The following is a 14,654-nucleotide window of genomic DNA, read 5'->3' as shown; positions in this document are numbered from 1 at the left end:
TTTTATCATGTTATTTAGCGGGGGCGGTCGGCGATAGTACATCCTGATACAACCAATTCTCCGGCGCGCTGCTGTTCAGCAAATTCCCCAAGATCTCCTGTTGCATACTCATCAGCGCACCGTTGTAGTCGTTGGCGCGCTGGCAGGCTGTGGCCTGCTGCTGGAGTCCATACCAGAGGGTCGACACGGTTGACCGGTGGGCGGCGGGCAGACGGGCGATCAGCAGCTTCATGCCTTCGGCATTCGGGCTGATGCCCAGTTCGTTCAGCAGCGTGTGGCGCTGCCGGCTGTTTTTTGAGAGCTGCTGGTAAAGCACCATTACCTGCGCGTTGAGCGTATCCAGCGCCGCAGCATCGTGGGCGACAATATGGCGGCGCTGTGTTTCAAGCAGGGCGGTCAGGGCATGGTAGTGCTTACGATCTTCAGCCATAGCCTGAATCAGCGTTTTAACGCGCTGGGCGGCGTTAGTCATCATTACCTCTGGAAATACTTCTGCATTGCATCGGCCAGCGAATCAATATTGATGCTGATTTTGCCGCTGCTGATGGCATCTTTCATTTCGGCGACACGCGCCATGTCCACGTCAGGCAGCGCGTTTAGCTGTTTTTGTGCGTCACCCAGTACCGGATCGATAGCGGCGCTGCGCGTCACGCGGGACCCTTCCTGCGCCACGGTGCGCGTCTGTTCTGCACTGCTGGCGTTATTGATCGCGGTGGCCAGGTTGTACTGTGTTGCTGCTACTTTCATCGCTTCGCCCTCATGCTCAAAGTGTGGGTCAGGTTGTGTATGAACCTTACCCTGCGGAATCCTGCTTCCTGTGCCGTTGTCTGTAAAGAGCGGCCAGGCAGACGGAGAACTTAAACGTGGCGGCAAGATTTTTACCTGCCGCTGGCATACACCATCGTTACCACGCCACTGTCCGACACAATGGCGCTTACCACGCGTCCGCTGGCCTCATTTTTTACCTTAATGATTTCGCCTTTGCGGCCCTTCTTCATGGCCTCGCCCATCGTCCGGGCCTCCACGCCGTTTTGCGCGGCGATCATCAGCACGCGCTGGCCGCGTTCAACCAGCAGCGGTGATTCCAGCTGCGAAAGCGTAATCGGCTGTCGGTCACGGATGCGGCGTTTGGCGGTCATGCCGATGACGTCGTTCGGCTCGGTCACATACTCTCCGCGCAGGCTGCTGACGTTGAGCTTTTTGATCGTGATGCTGTCGGCGCTGATCGCCTGGCCGCGTTCGAGCGGGCTTTTAGCCACGAGCACCGGCAGATAAATATCCGGCTTCACGGTAACGGGAATATCCCAGCCGCCGGGTCCCTCACAGCGTACGTCAAAGCGCAGGCGGTTGATGTCAAGACGGTCGCCGGCAGGCAGAGAGACGGCCAGTTTTGCCGGGCATGCGGCGTACTGCGTGGCTTCAGAAGGGATAAACAGATTCATCTTCGCCTGGTAGTCAGGCCACCGACGGCGTTTGGCTTCCTGGCGAATGATGTCCGTCGCGTGCTGCTGGACGGTGGCAAAAATCTGCTTGCGTGCGCTGACGGGTTGTACGCCCTCGGCTGCGGCAAGGCCAGAAAACGACAGCAGGAAAAGCGCCGCGAGGAAGCGGAAATACCGTTTCACCCTGAGGCTAAAAAAAAGACGAAAAGCATTATAAATCATGTGATTAAAACCTTGGCATGGAAATTGCTATTAAATCGCAGAGCATGCAGGTTTTAGCATCACGAGGGTGTGAATTGTGAGTATTACTTTTGACAAAGCATTGGGCGTTCATCCACAGGCTGTAGCACTTCGACTTTCCCGAGCAGAGTTGCTTTCAGCCAACCTGGCGAACGTTGATACCCCCAACTTCCAGGCTAAAGATATTGATTTTGCCTCCGAGATGCAACGCTCACGGTCGAGTTTTTCCTTTCAGTCGACCCCGCAGGAGATGTATCGGGTGCCTTATCAACCGGCGTCGGACGGCAACACCGTTTCGCTGAACGTCGAGCAGGCCGAGTTTGCGAAGAACACTCAGGACTATCAGATGAGCCTGGCTTTTTTAAACATGAAGTTCACTGGCCTCAAGAAGGCCATTGACGGCAAGTAATCCAACGCAGGTAACCACGAAATATGGCTTTTTCGGATATTTATCGCGTATCGGGATCGGCGATGACGGCGCAAACCGTTCGTCTTAACACCATCGCCAGTAATCTCGCCAACGCAGAAACCGCCTCTGCTACCGAAGACGGCACCTATAAGGCGCGTCGCCCGGTGTTTGCGGCGGTTTATAAAAATGACGAGTTAATGAATCACCAGGCGTTAACCGGTGCCCGCGTGCAGGTAATGGATGTCGTGGAAACGGGTAATGCGGTGCAGCGTTACGAACCGCACAACCCGATGGCCAACCCCGACGGCTATGTCTACTACCCGGACGTCAACGTGGTGGAAGAGATGGCGGACATGATGTCGGCATCGCGCGGTTTTGAAACCAACGTCGATGTTCTTAACAGCGTGAAAAGCATGCAGCAAAGCCTGCTGCGACTTGGAGAAGCATAAGCATGGACATGAACGTAGACAGCGCGTACGCCAGCAGCCGTTCCGGCAGCACGACGGACGGCATTGCCAGCAACAGCACCGCCTCCGGCATGAACACCATGTTTATGCAGCTGCTGGTCGCGCAGATCCAGAATCAGGACCCGCTCAACCCCACCGACGGCACCGAGTACGTCAGCCAGCTGGCGCAGCTGACCCAGGTGCAGTCAATGGAGACGATGTCGCAGCTGATGGCGAACAACTCCGTGCTGATGGACAACCTGCAAACGCTTACTACCGGCAATCTGGTTGGGCAGCACGTCATGGTGCAGACCGACTCGGTGAACAGCGATGGTGAAAGCACGCTGGACGGACGCCTGACGCTGGAACATGCCGCTGGCGTGGTCACCGTGGTCGTGAAAGATGCCGCTGGCGTTGAACATAAAATCGAGCTGGGCAAGCAGGAAGCGGGCCAGGTGGACTTCACCTTCAATCCTGAAGAGCTGGGGCTGAGCGAGGGCAAATACACCCTGAGCGTGGTGACCGACACCGGTGAAGAGAAGGTACCGATTGAAATGGGCGGGACAGTAAACAACGTGCGTATCCCGCTCGACGGCAGCCCGACCGTGCTGAATATCGACGGTCTTGGCGAGGTTGCCTACAACAACATTAGCCAGTTTGGCACTGCCTCTAAGAACAAAGCCTGAAGTGAATCAGGATATTAATTAAACAGGAACGATTATGAGCTTTAGTATTGCAACTACCGGCCTGAATGCCATCACCGAGCAGCTGAATGCCATCTCAAACAACATCGCGAACTCCGGCACCGTGGGGTTTAAATCGGGCCGTGCGGAATTCTCCGCGCTGTACGCCGAAAGCCAGCCGCTGGGGGTGGGTGTCTCCGCCGTGACCCAGAGCATTACCAAAGGAGGAAGTATTACTTCCACCGGCACCGCGCTGGATCTGGCGATCAACGGCAATGGTTTCTTTATGGTACGCGACAGCGCGGGCACTACCGCCTATACCCGCGCGGGTTACTTCGGGACCGACAGCAGCGGGCACCTGGTAAACAATAACGGAATGTATCTTCAGGGCTATCCCGTTGATGCCAGCGGAAAGCTCCAGGTGGGGACCATCGGTAACCTGACCATCAGCAGCGGCTCTATTCCGGCGAAAGCCACCGGGAGTATTGATTTCACGGCTAATATGGACGCGCGCGCGGAAATCCCGGAAACCACGCCGTTCAGCCCGAAGGACAACACCTCCTACAACAACTCCTACACCACCCAGGTTTATGACTCGCTGGGCCGCGAACACACTCTGAATCAGTACTTTGTTAAAACGGGCGAAAACGCCTGGGAAGTTCACTACTACATGGACGACGCGCCGGTAACCAGCGGCGGCGCTGAGCAGGTGCAGAAGCTGACCTTCAACAGCCAGGGCGTTCTGACCGATCCAAGCGGAGCGGTGGGTCTGACCGCAGATATTGCGGGCGCGAACGCCATTACTATCGACATGACCTACAGCGGCACCAGCCAGTACGGTTCCGACTTCTCGGTCAGCAAAAACAAAGGCGACGGCTATGCCTCCGGCGAGCGCACCGGCCAGGCTATCGATCAAGACGGCTGCGTGTATGCGACCTTCTCCAACGGCGAACGCCTGCTGCAGGGGCAGCTGGTGCTGGCGAACTTCGCCAATCCGAACGGCCTGGCCGCGCAGGACGGCACCACCTGGGCACAAACCGCCAGCTCCGGCGCGCCGTTGACCGGCACGCCGGGCACCGGCCTGCTGGGTTCTGTCGTTTCCGGGGCGCTGGAGTCGTCAAACGTGGATCTGACCTCTGAACTTGTCGGGCTGATGACGGCCCAGCGCAACTACCAGGCGAATACCAAGGTGATCAGCACCAACGACAACATGATGAATTCGCTCTTCCAGGCGGTGTAATCGATGGATCGTCTACTTTTCACCGCCGTCAGCGGCGCGTCGCGCAGCCTGACCCAGCAGGAAATCCACGCGAATAACCTGGCGAACGTGAACACCCAGGGGTTTCGCAGCGATCTCGACAACGCGCTCACGCAGCAGATTAACGGCGAGGGATATGCCTCGCGTTATCTGGTGAAGCCCACGCAGGGCGGCGTGGATATGACGCCGGGAGCGATGCGTGAAACCGGCCGCGATCTGGATATTGCCGTGAAGGGTGACGGCCTCATTGCGCTGCGCAGCGGCACCCGCGAGGTCTATACCCGCAACGGGCAAATTGACATTAACGCCGACGGCGAGCTGTCGGTGAACGGCCTGCCGCTGGAAGGCGATAACGGGCCGATCGTGCTGCCGCCTTACTCCTCCGTCTCTATCGCTGAGGATGGGGTGATCACCATCATGCCGGAGGATGGGGATATCGCCGCACCGATGGATATTGACCGGGTGAAGCTGGTGAATATTCCGGCCAGCGAACTCAGCAAAAACGAGGCCGGTTTTCTGGTCACCCGCGCGGCGTTTAACCCGCGGGATGAAGAGGTAACGGTGGCCGCCGGGCATCTTGAATCCGCGAACGTGTCGGCCATCAGCGAGATGGTCTCCAGCATCGCGCTCAACCGTCAGTTTGAAGCGCAGATCAAGATGATGAAAGCGGCGGAAGATCTCGCTAACGCCGGTAACCGCCTGATTCGCGGCACCTGACAACACTTTTGAGGAATACAGATGAATCCCGCTTTATGGATCAGTAAAACTGGGCTAGCGGCGCAGGACGCCAAAATGACCGCCATTTCCAACAACCTGGCGAACGTCAATACCACCGGTTTTAAACGCGATCGCGCCATGTTCGCCGATCTGTTTTACCAGAATCAGCGCACGCCGGGCGGCCAGCTTGACCAGGAAAATACCTCCCCAACCGGCATTCAGTTCGGGACCGGCGTCAAGATCGTGGGAACCCAGAAAGAGTTCACCGTCGGCAGCATCCAGAACACCGGGCAGACCCTGGACGTGGCGATTACCGGTCAGGGCTTTTTCCAGGTGGAGACGGCCAATGGCGATATCGCCTATACCCGTGCCGGTAACCTGCAAAAATCGCCTGACGGCGTGCTGACCAACGCGCAGGGCCTGCCGCTGGTTCCGCAAATCGAACTGCCGGATAACGTGAAGGATCTCCAGATCGGCAAAGACGGCACTATTACCGCCACGGTGGCGGGCGAAACCGATCCGGTTGAGCTGGGCCAGCTGACGCTGGTGAATTTTGTGAATCCGGCCGGTCTCGAAGCCATGGGCGGCAACCTCTATCGTGAAACGGCCGCCAGCGGGCAGGCGGTGGAAGGCGTCCCCGGTGAAGAGGCCTTTGGTCAGCTGGAGCAGGGATCGCTGGAAGGCTCTAACGTGCAGGTCGTTGAGGAGATGGTCGACATGATCACCGTCCAGCGCGCCTATGAAATGAACGCCAAGATGGTTTCTGCCGCAGACGACATGCTGAAGTTTGTTACGCAGTCGATGTAACGGCAGAGCCGTAAAGTGAAAGAGATGAAAAAGCAGGTAGCGATCGGTTTACTGGCGCTGGTGCTGTCGGGCTGCGAAAGCCCGGCAATGCTGGTGCACAAAGACGATGCGGCGTACGCGCCGCCGGAAGATTTCGCCATGCCGGAGACGCACGTCCGCGGCGGTGGCGTCTATAACAGCGGCTATAACTGGTCGCTTATTCAGGATCGCCGCGCCTATCGCGTTGGCGACATCCTGACCGTTAAGCTGGACGAATCCACCCAGGCGAGCAAGCAGGCGCGCACCAACTTCGGCAAGAAGAACGACGTGTCTCTCGGCATCCCGGAGGCCTTTGGCCACTCGGTCGATAAGCTGTCAGGGTCGGTTGACGGCAGCCGCAACTTCAACGGCAACGCCACGTCGCAGCAGCAAAACAGCCTGCGCGGGGCGATCACGGTGGCGGTGTACAAAGTGCTGCCTAACGGCGTGCTGGCCATTCGCGGTGAAAAATGGCTGACCCTCAACCAGGGCGACGAGTACATGCGGGTAACCGGGCTGGTGCGGGCTGACGATATTGAGCGCGATAACTCCGTCTCATCACAGCGTATCGCTAACGCGCGTATCTCCTACGCCGGACGCGGCGCGCTCAGCGATGCGAATGCGGCCGGCTGGCTGGTGCGCTTCTTTAACCATCCCCTGTTCCCTATCTGACGGAGTTGCGCGTGTTTAAACGAATTTTATTGCTCCTGAGCCTGTACAGCATCGGCGTCGCCGCGCAGCCGCTGCGCGACGTGGTGGACATTCAGGGCGTGCGTGGTAACCAGCTGATCGGCTACAGCCTGGTGGTAGGGCTGGACGGTACCGGGGATAAAAACCAGGTGAAGTTCACCAGCCAGTCGGTCACCAATATGCTGCGCCAGTTTGGGGTTCAACTGCCGACCAAAATTGATCCGAAGGTGAAGAACGTCGCGGCCGTAGCCATTAGCGCGACGCTGCCGCCGGGCTACTCGCTCGGGCAAAGTATTGACGTTACCGTCTCGTCGATTGGCGATGCCAAAAGCCTGCGCGGCGGGACGCTGCTGATGACCCAGCTGCGGGGCGCCGACGGCGAAGTTTACGCCCTGGCGCAGGGCAACGTGGTGGTGGGCGGCGTGAAGGCGCAGGGCAATAGCGGCTCCAGCGTGACCATCAACACGCCGACGGTGGGTCTCGTGCCGAACGGTGGCTCGGTAGAACGTGAAATTCCGAGCGATTTTCAGCAGGAGCCGATGGTGATGCTGAACCTCAAGCGGCCGAGCTTTAAAACCGCCAACGCCGTAGCGGTGGCGCTGAACAACGCGTTTGGCGCGGGAACCGCAACCGCCCAGAGCGCCACCAACGTTTCCGTGCGCGCGCCGATGGGCGCAGGCGAGCGGGTGGCGTTTATGTCATCGCTGGAAGATGTGCAGATTAACGCCGGGAAACAGCCGCCGCGGGTGGTGTTTAACGCCCGTACCGGTACGGTAGTGATCGGCGATGGCGTGATCGTCCGCGCGGCGGCGGTATCACACGGCAACCTGACGGTGACTATTCGTGAATCCGCTAACGTCAGCCAGCCAAACGCGTTTGGCCAGGGGCAGACGGTGGTCACGCCGCAGAGCGACGTTAGCGTCAACCGGGGTCGTGGACAGATGGTCACGATCTCCGCCGGCACCAGCCTGCGCAGCATCGTGAATACCCTTAACAGCCTGGGCGCCGCCCCGGATGACACGATGGCGATTCTGCAGGCGCTGCACGAGGCGGGCGCCCTGGATGCTGAGCTGGTGGTGATGTAATGCTGAATGCGATCAACCGACAAACCGCCATTCTGCCGGGTGATATCACCGGCCAGGCGAAGCCGCAAAACCTCGAGCAGGCCGCCGAGCAGTTCGAGGCGCTAATGCTGCGCGCCATGCTGTCGCAGATGCGTAAAGCCTCCGACGTGCTGGGGGAAGACAACCCGTTCAACAGCAAGCAGCAGCGCATGATGCGTGATTTCTATGATGACAAAATGGCCTCTGAACTGGCGTCCCAGCGCAGCACCGGCATTGCGCAGATGATTGTTAACCAGCTTTCTCCGCAGGCGAAGGCCCCGCTTAAGAATGAGGTGAAAGCGGCCGCTTTACATGGACAATCGCAGGAACGTCATACGGTATCGTTCCGCAGAAACGAAGGACAGGAGTAAGCCATGAGTATGTTTGATATCGCCTACAGCGGACTGCAGGCGGCTAACATGGGGATGCTCGTCACGTCGATGAATACGAATAATTTGCTGACGCCGGGCTATACCCGTCAGGGAATTGTTCAGAGCGCCATCGGCCCGATGGGCGAAGCCGGGCTCTCGCCGGGCAACGGCGTACAGGTGAACAGCATCCGCCGTATCTCCAGCCAGTACCTGGTGAATCAGGTCTGGCAGACCAACACCAAAGCCAGCTACTTCAGCATGGGTAATGAGTACATCAGCTCTCTGGAGAAGGTGATCGGTACCGACTCGACGAGCCTCGGCAATGGCCTTGACGATTTTGTGAGTGCACTAAGCGCCCTGACGCAGGAGCCAGAATCTCCGGCGCTGCGCCAGCAGCTGTTGAACCAGGCGAAGACGCTGTCAACCCGCTTCAACAGCATGAACAATTTTATCTCCAGCCAGAAAGAGTCCATCAACACGCAGCGCGGGGCGATGGTTGATCAGATCAACACCCTGAGTAGCAACATTGCCGAGTACAACAAGAAGATTGTTGCGCTGGATTCCACGGGCGGTAACAGCAGCGTACTGCGCGATCAGCGTGACGAGCTGGTGAAGACGCTGAGCGCGATGGCGGATATCAAAGTAACTGACGACAGCAGCGGCTATACCGTCTCGTTAAGTAACGGTCAGCCGCTGGTGAGCGGTAAGACGGCGGGCACGCTGAGCACCGGTAAGGACAGCAACGGCAACACCACGCTGACGCTGAAATTTTCGACCAGCGAGTTTTCCCTGAACCCGTCAACCGGCGGTCAGCTGGGTGCGCTCTACGACTATGAAACCGGTACGCTGGGACAGATGAGTGACGCCGTACAGGGTATGGCGCAGGCGGTGGCGGATCTTTTCAACGACCAGCTGGCGCAGGGATACGATCTCAATGGCCAGCAGGGGAAACCGCTGTTCACCTTCGACGCGTCCAACCCGGCGGGCATCCTGCAGGTAAACGATTTGTCTCCCGACGAGCTGGCGCTCTCAGGCGATCCGAAAGAGCCGGGCAATGGCGACAACCTCAACGCCCTGCTTGAACTGAAAAATCAGAAAACCGATATTCCAGGCCTGGGCAATATGAGCCTGAACGAAGGGGCGGCGGCCATTATCTCGACCATCGGTATTGCCAGCAAACAGAGCAAAACGGAGATGGAGGCGGCCGTCGCGGTAAGGGATGATGCACAAACGCAGCGCGATAACATGAGCGGTGTGAATCAGGATCAGGAAGCAATGAATCTGCAAACCTATATGCAGGCTTACCAGGCGAGCATGAAGGTGATTTCCACCGGCAACCAGGTGTTTAGCGATCTGTTAAGCATGTTTTAAGCGCAACCACGGAATCTGATATATGCGAGTAAGCAGCCTTTATCTCTATAACGCCATGGCGTCGCAGATGGGTATTAATAGCACCCAGATGGGTAAGCTGATGGAACAGCTGTCGACGCAAAAGCGCGTTAACGTGCCGTCTGACGACCCGGTCACCGCCAGCCGCCTGGTGCAGCTTAACCGCGAGCAGTCGGCCATTAAGCAGTACCAGAGCAATATCACCCGCCTGAGCGGCGCGCTGTCGGTGCAGGAATCCCATATTAACGCCCTCAGCAACCAGGTGCTGTCCGTCAGCGACAAGCTGAAGCTGGCGAATAACAGTTCCCTGAGCCAGAAAGATCTGGCGGGCTACGGCGCGGAGCTGGGCTCCATGCTGGACTCGCTGGTGGCGACGATGAACAGTAAAAACGAGAACGGCAGCTACCTGTTCTCCGGGACCATGACCGACAGCAAAACCGTGACGCTGGACGACAACGGCCAGTACGTGTTTGGCGGCAACGAGAAGACCCGTGAAACCACGGTGGCCAACGGCGTGAGCATTACCGAAAACACCAATATTTCGCACGCCTTTTCCAGCACGGGTAACGATCTGGATATGCTGAACAAGCTCAAAGCGTTGAGCGAAAAGATGCAGGATCCAAACGCCAGCTATGCAGATTACAAGGACGATTTGTCCGCGATGATCGACATGACCCAGTCGACCAGCGATAGCCTGGGCGCGCTGTTTACCGATCTCGGGGGCCGTCAGAACCGCCTGACGCTGATTAACGATGCCCATACCGACGTCAGCCTGTCTAACGGCCAGCTAGAGACTGACCTTAATGAGGCTCCTGTGGCGGAGTCATACACGAAACTACAGCTGTATAACACCTCGATTCAGATCTCATATAAGGCCTACAGCATGGTCAGCAATCTCAATCTTTTCAGTTTGTTGTAAAATGATATGCAAGTCGGTTTAAAAACATCCTCATCGATTGCGACCACTCCGGGCACCACCGGGCGCGGGAGTATTGATGCTCCGCAGACCGTCGGGCGGATCAATGCACCCGACGCCGGGTTAACCCGTCATTCGTTCCCCGAGTCCGCGCTGCTGTCGCGCCGTCCGATGCGCTATAACGTGCAGCTGAATCAGCAGCTTACCGCTGTTCAGCAGGCCGACAGCTATCTGGCAAAAACGGAAACGCAGCTGCTTCAGCTGCGCCACGCGTCCGGACGCAGCGGGGACGCCGGCGCGCAGACAGCGGCGCTGCAAAAACACCTTTCGCGCCGCATGCAGCTTTCCGGCGGCACGGTGGATCGCCACCTTAACGTGTCGCTGGAGCAGAAGAATACGGTTAATTTCACCCTACCGGGCAGCGAGAAGCTCCTGTATGCGTCAGGCGGGGAAACGCTGATTTTCTCCCTGGGAGGCGGTCCGAGGGAAATGGCAGCCGTCGCGCTGCCGGAAGAGGCGACGCCGCGACAGACGATAACGAAGCTAAACGTTGGGCTGGGGCGTTTAGGGATCCATGCCAGCCAGACGGGCAGCGGCCAGCTGCTGTTCAGCGTTGATGAAAGCCAGTGGGAGCGGGTGAAGCAGCACTTTACCGTACGGGGTGAAGGCAACCTCTACCCGGCGGACGCCTTTACCGTGCTGGCGCCTCAGGCGGAAAACGCCAGCAGCGACGAGGTGATGACGCTGTCCACGCGCCGGGAGCGAGAGGGGCAAATAAAGCTGCAGGAGACCCTTAACCACATCACCGGCCAGCGCGGAAAATTGCGCCAGCAGCAGGATCGCGTCAGCGCCCGCATCAACGATATGGCGACGGTATTCAGTTCCCGGCAGGCGCTGGAAGCCTCGCGTAACCTGGGGGCGGGGCTGGCCGGCAGCGCCAGCAGTTTTAGCAAGATGTCGCAGGCGCTGGGCGCTCAGGCCAACGTGCGGCTGGCGACGGTGAAAAACCTGCTGGGATAACGCGCCCAAAAGCCCGGTTTACCGGGAGACAGGGTAGAGGAAGATCGCGCCGTTTTGCCCGACAACCAGCGACTGTTGATTAAAAGAGATGGGCTCCATCCAGTAGTTGGAGTACATCAGCTGGTCGACAAGGCCGTCTATCATCAGCCCCTTCTGCTCGGTGCTGTAATAAATGGGGGTGAGGGTAAAGTAGATCCGGCCGTTTTTTTTCTGCGTCGGCGTAAACTTCCCCTTGAGCACAAAGCGGTTATCATCCGGGCTGGTGATGTTCGTCATCAGCACGCCGCGCGTGGTTTTAAGGCTCACGTCGTAGATCTCTTTTTGCTGCGACATCAGGTCGTAGAACCCCATCTGGAAGTCATCCTTCACGTTGCCATACTGCAGCGTCGATGTCGTGGTGAAAAAGTTAAATGCCAGAGCGACGAGTGCCGCCAGAACGGCGATGGCGATCGCCTGATTACGGCGTTTTGCATGTAGCCAGTTCATGAAGCTTCCTTCGGGTTTCTCGCAGGATCAGGTTATTCAGCTGCACCGTATCGGTACGCCAGTGATAAATGGCCATCGCCAGCTGCTTGCTGTCGCATTTATTGGCCAGCGTGAAGCTGTAGTTCAGCGTCGCATTGGTGCTATGAAAGAAGATCTGCATCGTGGCGGACTGCATCTGGATCTGCTGGTTGATGGCATACAGCGAGTCCTTTAACTTGCCGTACAGATTCACGGAAATATAGGGCGGATCGCCTGCCGTCTCGACGGCATAAATATGAATGTTGCTGTAAACGCCGGCCTGGATCTCCCGGGAAACCAGATGCTCGCTGTATCCGCCAAGCAGATGCCAGCAGGCGCCAGCCGTAACGATGGCGGTGACGAACATCACCAGCAGAAAGCTGAAAATGCTGTGACGGCGTTTTTCAGGTGCCGCCACCGCTACCGGCTCGGCGCTCACCGCAGGTGCGGGTTCGTCGCCTGCGGCAGGCTGCTCCGGTTCAACCAGAGAGGCAGCATTGAGCGGCGCTTCGGCAGGCGCTGTTTCAGCCTCCGTCTCGTCTTCCTTAACGGTGGCATCGTCTTTTTCGACAAAGCAGCAATACTCGGCTTCGATCAGATAGCCTTTGCGCGGGATCGTTTTGATGATGCGCTGGTTTTTACCATCATCTTCTAATGCGGTACGCAATGCGTGAATGGCATTTGGCAAACTATTATTGCCGATGACCCGGCGTTCCCAGACCAGAGTGGTTAACTCTTCGCGGGTAAATATTTTACCGGGATCCTGAACCAAAATATCCAGCAGCTTGAGCTGATATTCCCCCAGGCGCTTTCGTTCCCCGGTGGTTAAATGGAGAATCGATCCTGAGGTGACGTCAACCAGCCAGTTGTTTACGGAGCAATAACGTTTATTCATTTATATAGTATGGATTCTTCCACCTCAGCAGTATGGCGATAATCTATTGGGCACCTGAAGGTATCAGAGATTATCCGATTGAGTTGTTAACTCCATTTAGAATTCTTAATGAATGCCGCCTGCCTGCGGGAGAGTATACGTGGGCGCTGAGGTTTTCCGTTGTCGTTCAATTTTATGCGGCACCGGAAAGGGTTTCACCTGCTTTACGCCCCTAAGGGAAGGAATAATCTTTTCCTGCCCTCTTTTTACGCGATAAAAATGTGATGCGCAACACCATTTTTAACAATATGAGAGGGAGTAAATGAACGCTATTGCCTGAACGTTAATAATAATAATTAAATAAAACTTATGTTATTTCGATGATCATAAAGTGAATATATTGTGTTGATGTCGTGATCTGTTTGATAACGATCATGATTTCAGTATGGCGCTTAAAAAAATAATAAACCGCGTTTAATTTATTTGTTTTTTGGTCGCTCTGTTAATGGTTTTATATTTTATCGTCTCGCATAAGGCAAATGAGAACGGTACTTTTTATATTAAGTATTATTAATAAAATATGAAATGGCCGGTGTCGGCAGTTAAATCACGACATAAGAATTTTAAACGCTTTTAAATCAAGCTGATAAATTCATTTTTGTTCAAATAATGAACGTTCAGATATTTTCGATTTAATCTTCGGGAGTGCCGTGTCGTCTTTACTCAGTACAACATCTGAATCACCAGGACAAAAAAAGGAATCATTATGTCATTCTCTATCTTCACCAGCGCTTCCTCCATGTCATCCATCAATGCGATGAACAAATCCAACAACATGCTGTCCACCGCAATGGAACGTCTGGGTACCGGTAAACGCATTAACTCCGCTGCTGACGATGCGGCAGGTCTGCAGATCGCAACCCGCCTGCAGGGCCAGAGCAACGGCATGAACGTGGCAAAACGTAACATCTCTGATGCGACCGCGCTGCTGCAAACCTCTGAAGGCGCGTTCGATGAGGTGAGCAACATCATGTACCGCATGAAAGACCTCGCCACGCAGGCAGCGAACGACACCAACACCCAGAAAGACCGCGATGCCATCAACTCCGAGCTGAACGACCTCAACTCTGAGCTGGGCAACATCATGAACAACACCTCTTACGCGGGTGACAAACTGTTCGGCGCCTCCGGCAAATTTGCGAAAGCGCTGAACTTCCAGATCGGTTCTTCTACTGATGAAACCATGAAGGTTGACCTGTCTAAAGAGCTGAGCGGCGGCACAGGCGCGCTGACTAACGCCAGCGGCCAGTTCAGCAAAATTCAGGCGCTGGCTGGTGCGAGCGGCCTGAATCTTACCTCCGCTGACGATGCGAAGAAACTGATGACCGCGCTGGAAGGTTCTCTGGATGACGTGGGTTCAGTACGTTCCAAAATGGGTGCAAGCATTAACCGCCTGAGCCACACCGCGGCGAACCTGGCGAACATGAAAGACAACACCGATCTGGCGCTGAGCAACATCCAGGATGCGGACTACGCCACCGAAGCGTCAAGCATGACCCGTAATCAGATGCTGGCACAAACCGGTATGTCCATGCTGAAGCAGTCCAACAGCATGTCCGGCATGGTTATGAATCTGCTGGGCTAATCCATCCCGGAATAAAGATGAAAAAAACACCGCTGCATGGCGGTGTTTTTGTATCTGCTCCTTCCTTTCCCTCTGACGGAAAAAGCGGAAGCATACATTCCTTCTCATATCTAATTCATTGA

Annotated in this window: 18 protein-coding genes; 13 read left to right on the top strand and 5 right to left on the bottom strand. The window is 56.4% G+C overall.

Annotated elements, in window-relative coordinates:
* Positions 1 to 10 precede the first annotated feature (10 nt).
* The 3 genes from M2433_RS15750 to flgA all read right to left on the bottom strand — a co-directional run bounded on the left by M2433_RS15750 (position 11) and on the right by flgA (position 1,664).
* Positions 11 to 475, bottom strand: a complete 465-nt coding sequence (locus tag M2433_RS15750) for a flagellar protein FlgN (protein WP_429055406.1) — start codon at positions 473 to 475, stop codon at positions 11 to 13.
* Positions 475 to 747 (bottom strand): flagellar biosynthesis anti-sigma factor FlgM, encoded by a 273-nt coding sequence (gene flgM / locus M2433_RS15745; protein ID WP_047347537.1) that lies wholly within the window; start codon positions 745 to 747, stop codon positions 475 to 477. The genes M2433_RS15750 and flgM overlap by 1 nt, the downstream gene beginning before the upstream one ends.
* A 131-nt stretch (positions 748 to 878) precedes the next feature.
* Complete coding sequence (gene flgA, locus M2433_RS15740; protein ID WP_429055409.1) at positions 879 to 1,664, bottom strand: flagellar basal body P-ring formation chaperone FlgA; 786 nt, start codon at positions 1,662 to 1,664, stop codon at positions 879 to 881.
* 76 nt (positions 1,665 to 1,740) lie between these two features.
* On the opposite strand from flgA, the gene flgB reads away from it, so the two are divergent.
* Genes flgB through M2433_RS15680 form a run of 12 tightly spaced genes read left to right on the top strand, consistent with a single transcriptional unit; the run spans position 1,741 to position 11,509 of the window.
* Complete coding sequence (gene flgB / locus M2433_RS15735; protein WP_047347539.1) at positions 1,741 to 2,091, top strand: flagellar basal body rod protein FlgB; 351 nt, start codon at positions 1,741 to 1,743, stop codon at positions 2,089 to 2,091.
* Between the two features lie 23 nt (positions 2,092 to 2,114).
* Entirely contained in the window at positions 2,115 to 2,540 is a 426-nt protein-coding gene (flgC, locus tag M2433_RS15730) for a flagellar basal body rod protein FlgC (RefSeq protein ID WP_059310347.1), read from the top strand.
* Positions 2,541 to 2,542: 2 nt separating this feature from the next.
* Complete coding sequence (gene flgD / locus M2433_RS15725) at positions 2,543 to 3,223, top strand: flagellar hook assembly protein FlgD (protein WP_429055413.1); 681 nt, start codon at positions 2,543 to 2,545, stop codon at positions 3,221 to 3,223.
* A 34-nt stretch (positions 3,224 to 3,257) separates the two neighbouring features.
* Complete coding sequence (flgE, locus tag M2433_RS15720; protein ID WP_429055416.1) at positions 3,258 to 4,460, top strand: flagellar hook protein FlgE; 1,203 nt, start codon at positions 3,258 to 3,260, stop codon at positions 4,458 to 4,460.
* A 3-nt stretch (positions 4,461 to 4,463) separates the two neighbouring features.
* A complete protein-coding gene (locus M2433_RS15715) occupies positions 4,464 to 5,195 on the top strand; it encodes a flagellar basal body rod protein FlgF (protein WP_429055418.1) in 732 nt (243 codons plus the stop codon).
* A 21-nt stretch (positions 5,196 to 5,216) separates the two neighbouring features.
* A complete protein-coding gene (flgG, locus tag M2433_RS15710) occupies positions 5,217 to 6,002 on the top strand; it encodes a flagellar basal-body rod protein FlgG (protein WP_429055420.1) in 786 nt (261 codons plus the stop codon).
* A gap of 24 nt (positions 6,003 to 6,026) precedes the next feature.
* Positions 6,027 to 6,692, top strand: coding sequence for a flagellar basal body L-ring protein FlgH (gene flgH, locus M2433_RS15705; RefSeq protein WP_429055422.1), 666 nt, complete (start codon positions 6,027 to 6,029; stop codon positions 6,690 to 6,692).
* Between the two features lie 11 nt (positions 6,693 to 6,703).
* The gene (locus M2433_RS15700) at positions 6,704 to 7,795 is read left to right on the top strand and encodes a flagellar basal body P-ring protein FlgI (RefSeq protein ID WP_063957930.1); all 1,092 of its coding nucleotides are present in this window, start codon (positions 6,704 to 6,706) and stop codon (positions 7,793 to 7,795) included.
* Positions 7,795 to 8,184 (top strand): rod-binding protein, encoded by a 390-nt coding sequence (locus tag M2433_RS15695; protein WP_429055425.1) that lies wholly within the window; start codon positions 7,795 to 7,797, stop codon positions 8,182 to 8,184. Before M2433_RS15700 ends, M2433_RS15695 begins: the two co-directional genes overlap by 1 nt.
* A gap of 3 nt (positions 8,185 to 8,187) precedes the next feature.
* Positions 8,188 to 9,555, top strand: a complete 1,368-nt coding sequence (gene flgK, locus M2433_RS15690; RefSeq protein WP_429055427.1) for a flagellar hook-associated protein FlgK — start codon at positions 8,188 to 8,190, stop codon at positions 9,553 to 9,555.
* Between the two features lie 22 nt (positions 9,556 to 9,577).
* The gene (gene flgL / locus M2433_RS15685) at positions 9,578 to 10,492 is read left to right on the top strand and encodes a flagellar hook-associated protein FlgL (protein ID WP_429055430.1); all 915 of its coding nucleotides are present in this window, start codon (positions 9,578 to 9,580) and stop codon (positions 10,490 to 10,492) included.
* A 6-nt stretch (positions 10,493 to 10,498) separates the two neighbouring features.
* Entirely contained in the window at positions 10,499 to 11,509 is a 1,011-nt protein-coding gene (locus tag M2433_RS15680; protein ID WP_429055432.1) for a hypothetical protein, read from the top strand.
* 18 nt (positions 11,510 to 11,527) lie between these two features.
* Here M2433_RS15680 and M2433_RS15675 read toward each other — a convergent pair whose 3' ends face one another.
* Complete coding sequence (locus M2433_RS15675) at positions 11,528 to 11,995, bottom strand: hypothetical protein (protein ID WP_429055434.1); 468 nt, start codon at positions 11,993 to 11,995, stop codon at positions 11,528 to 11,530.
* Positions 11,967 to 12,908 carry a winged helix-turn-helix domain-containing protein gene (locus tag M2433_RS15670; RefSeq protein WP_429055436.1) on the bottom strand — a complete coding sequence of 314 codons (942 nt, stop codon included), beginning with the start codon at positions 12,906 to 12,908 and terminating at the stop codon, positions 11,967 to 11,969. Before M2433_RS15670 ends, M2433_RS15675 begins: the two co-directional genes overlap by 29 nt.
* A 745-nt stretch (positions 12,909 to 13,653) precedes the next feature.
* On the opposite strand from M2433_RS15670, the gene M2433_RS15665 reads away from it, so the two are divergent.
* Positions 13,654 to 14,532, top strand: a complete 879-nt coding sequence (locus M2433_RS15665; RefSeq protein ID WP_429055439.1) for a flagellin — start codon at positions 13,654 to 13,656, stop codon at positions 14,530 to 14,532.
* The last annotated feature ends 122 nt before the right edge of the window (positions 14,533 to 14,654 follow it).

This window comes from Enterobacter sp. AC1 (assembly GCF_050434705.1).
GTDB classification, from domain to species: domain Bacteria; phylum Pseudomonadota; class Gammaproteobacteria; order Enterobacterales; family Enterobacteriaceae; genus Enterobacter; species Enterobacter cloacae_L.
This window is presented reverse-complemented; position numbering and strand designations above follow the sequence as displayed.

Excerpts from the sequence above, each read along its gene's own strand:
- M2433_RS15750 (WP_429055406.1), bottom strand. The coding sequence starts at position 475 with ATGATGACTAACGCCGCCCAGCGCGTTAAAACGCTGATTCAGGCTATG.
- flgM (WP_047347537.1), bottom strand. The coding sequence starts at position 747 with ATGAAAGTAGCAGCAACACAGTACAACCTGGCCACCGCGATCAATAAC.
- flgA (WP_429055409.1), bottom strand. The coding sequence starts at position 1,664 with ATGATTTATAATGCTTTTCGTCTTTTTTTTAGCCTCAGGGTGAAACGG.
- flgC (WP_059310347.1), top strand. The coding sequence starts at position 2,115 with ATGGCTTTTTCGGATATTTATCGCGTATCGGGATCGGCGATGACGGCG.
- flgD (WP_429055413.1), top strand. The coding sequence starts at position 2,543 with ATGGACATGAACGTAGACAGCGCGTACGCCAGCAGCCGTTCCGGCAGC.
- flgE (WP_429055416.1), top strand. The coding sequence starts at position 3,258 with ATGAGCTTTAGTATTGCAACTACCGGCCTGAATGCCATCACCGAGCAG.
- M2433_RS15715 (WP_429055418.1), top strand. The coding sequence starts at position 4,464 with ATGGATCGTCTACTTTTCACCGCCGTCAGCGGCGCGTCGCGCAGCCTG.
- flgG (WP_429055420.1), top strand. The coding sequence starts at position 5,217 with ATGAATCCCGCTTTATGGATCAGTAAAACTGGGCTAGCGGCGCAGGAC.
- flgH (WP_429055422.1), top strand. The coding sequence starts at position 6,027 with ATGAAAAAGCAGGTAGCGATCGGTTTACTGGCGCTGGTGCTGTCGGGC.
- M2433_RS15695 (WP_429055425.1), top strand. The coding sequence starts at position 7,795 with ATGCTGAATGCGATCAACCGACAAACCGCCATTCTGCCGGGTGATATC.
- flgK (WP_429055427.1), top strand. The coding sequence starts at position 8,188 with ATGAGTATGTTTGATATCGCCTACAGCGGACTGCAGGCGGCTAACATG.
- flgL (WP_429055430.1), top strand. The coding sequence starts at position 9,578 with ATGCGAGTAAGCAGCCTTTATCTCTATAACGCCATGGCGTCGCAGATG.
- M2433_RS15680 (WP_429055432.1), top strand. The coding sequence starts at position 10,499 with ATGCAAGTCGGTTTAAAAACATCCTCATCGATTGCGACCACTCCGGGC.
- M2433_RS15675 (WP_429055434.1), bottom strand. The coding sequence starts at position 11,995 with ATGAACTGGCTACATGCAAAACGCCGTAATCAGGCGATCGCCATCGCC.
- M2433_RS15670 (WP_429055436.1), bottom strand. The coding sequence starts at position 12,908 with ATGAATAAACGTTATTGCTCCGTAAACAACTGGCTGGTTGACGTCACC.
- M2433_RS15665 (WP_429055439.1), top strand. The coding sequence starts at position 13,654 with ATGTCATTCTCTATCTTCACCAGCGCTTCCTCCATGTCATCCATCAAT.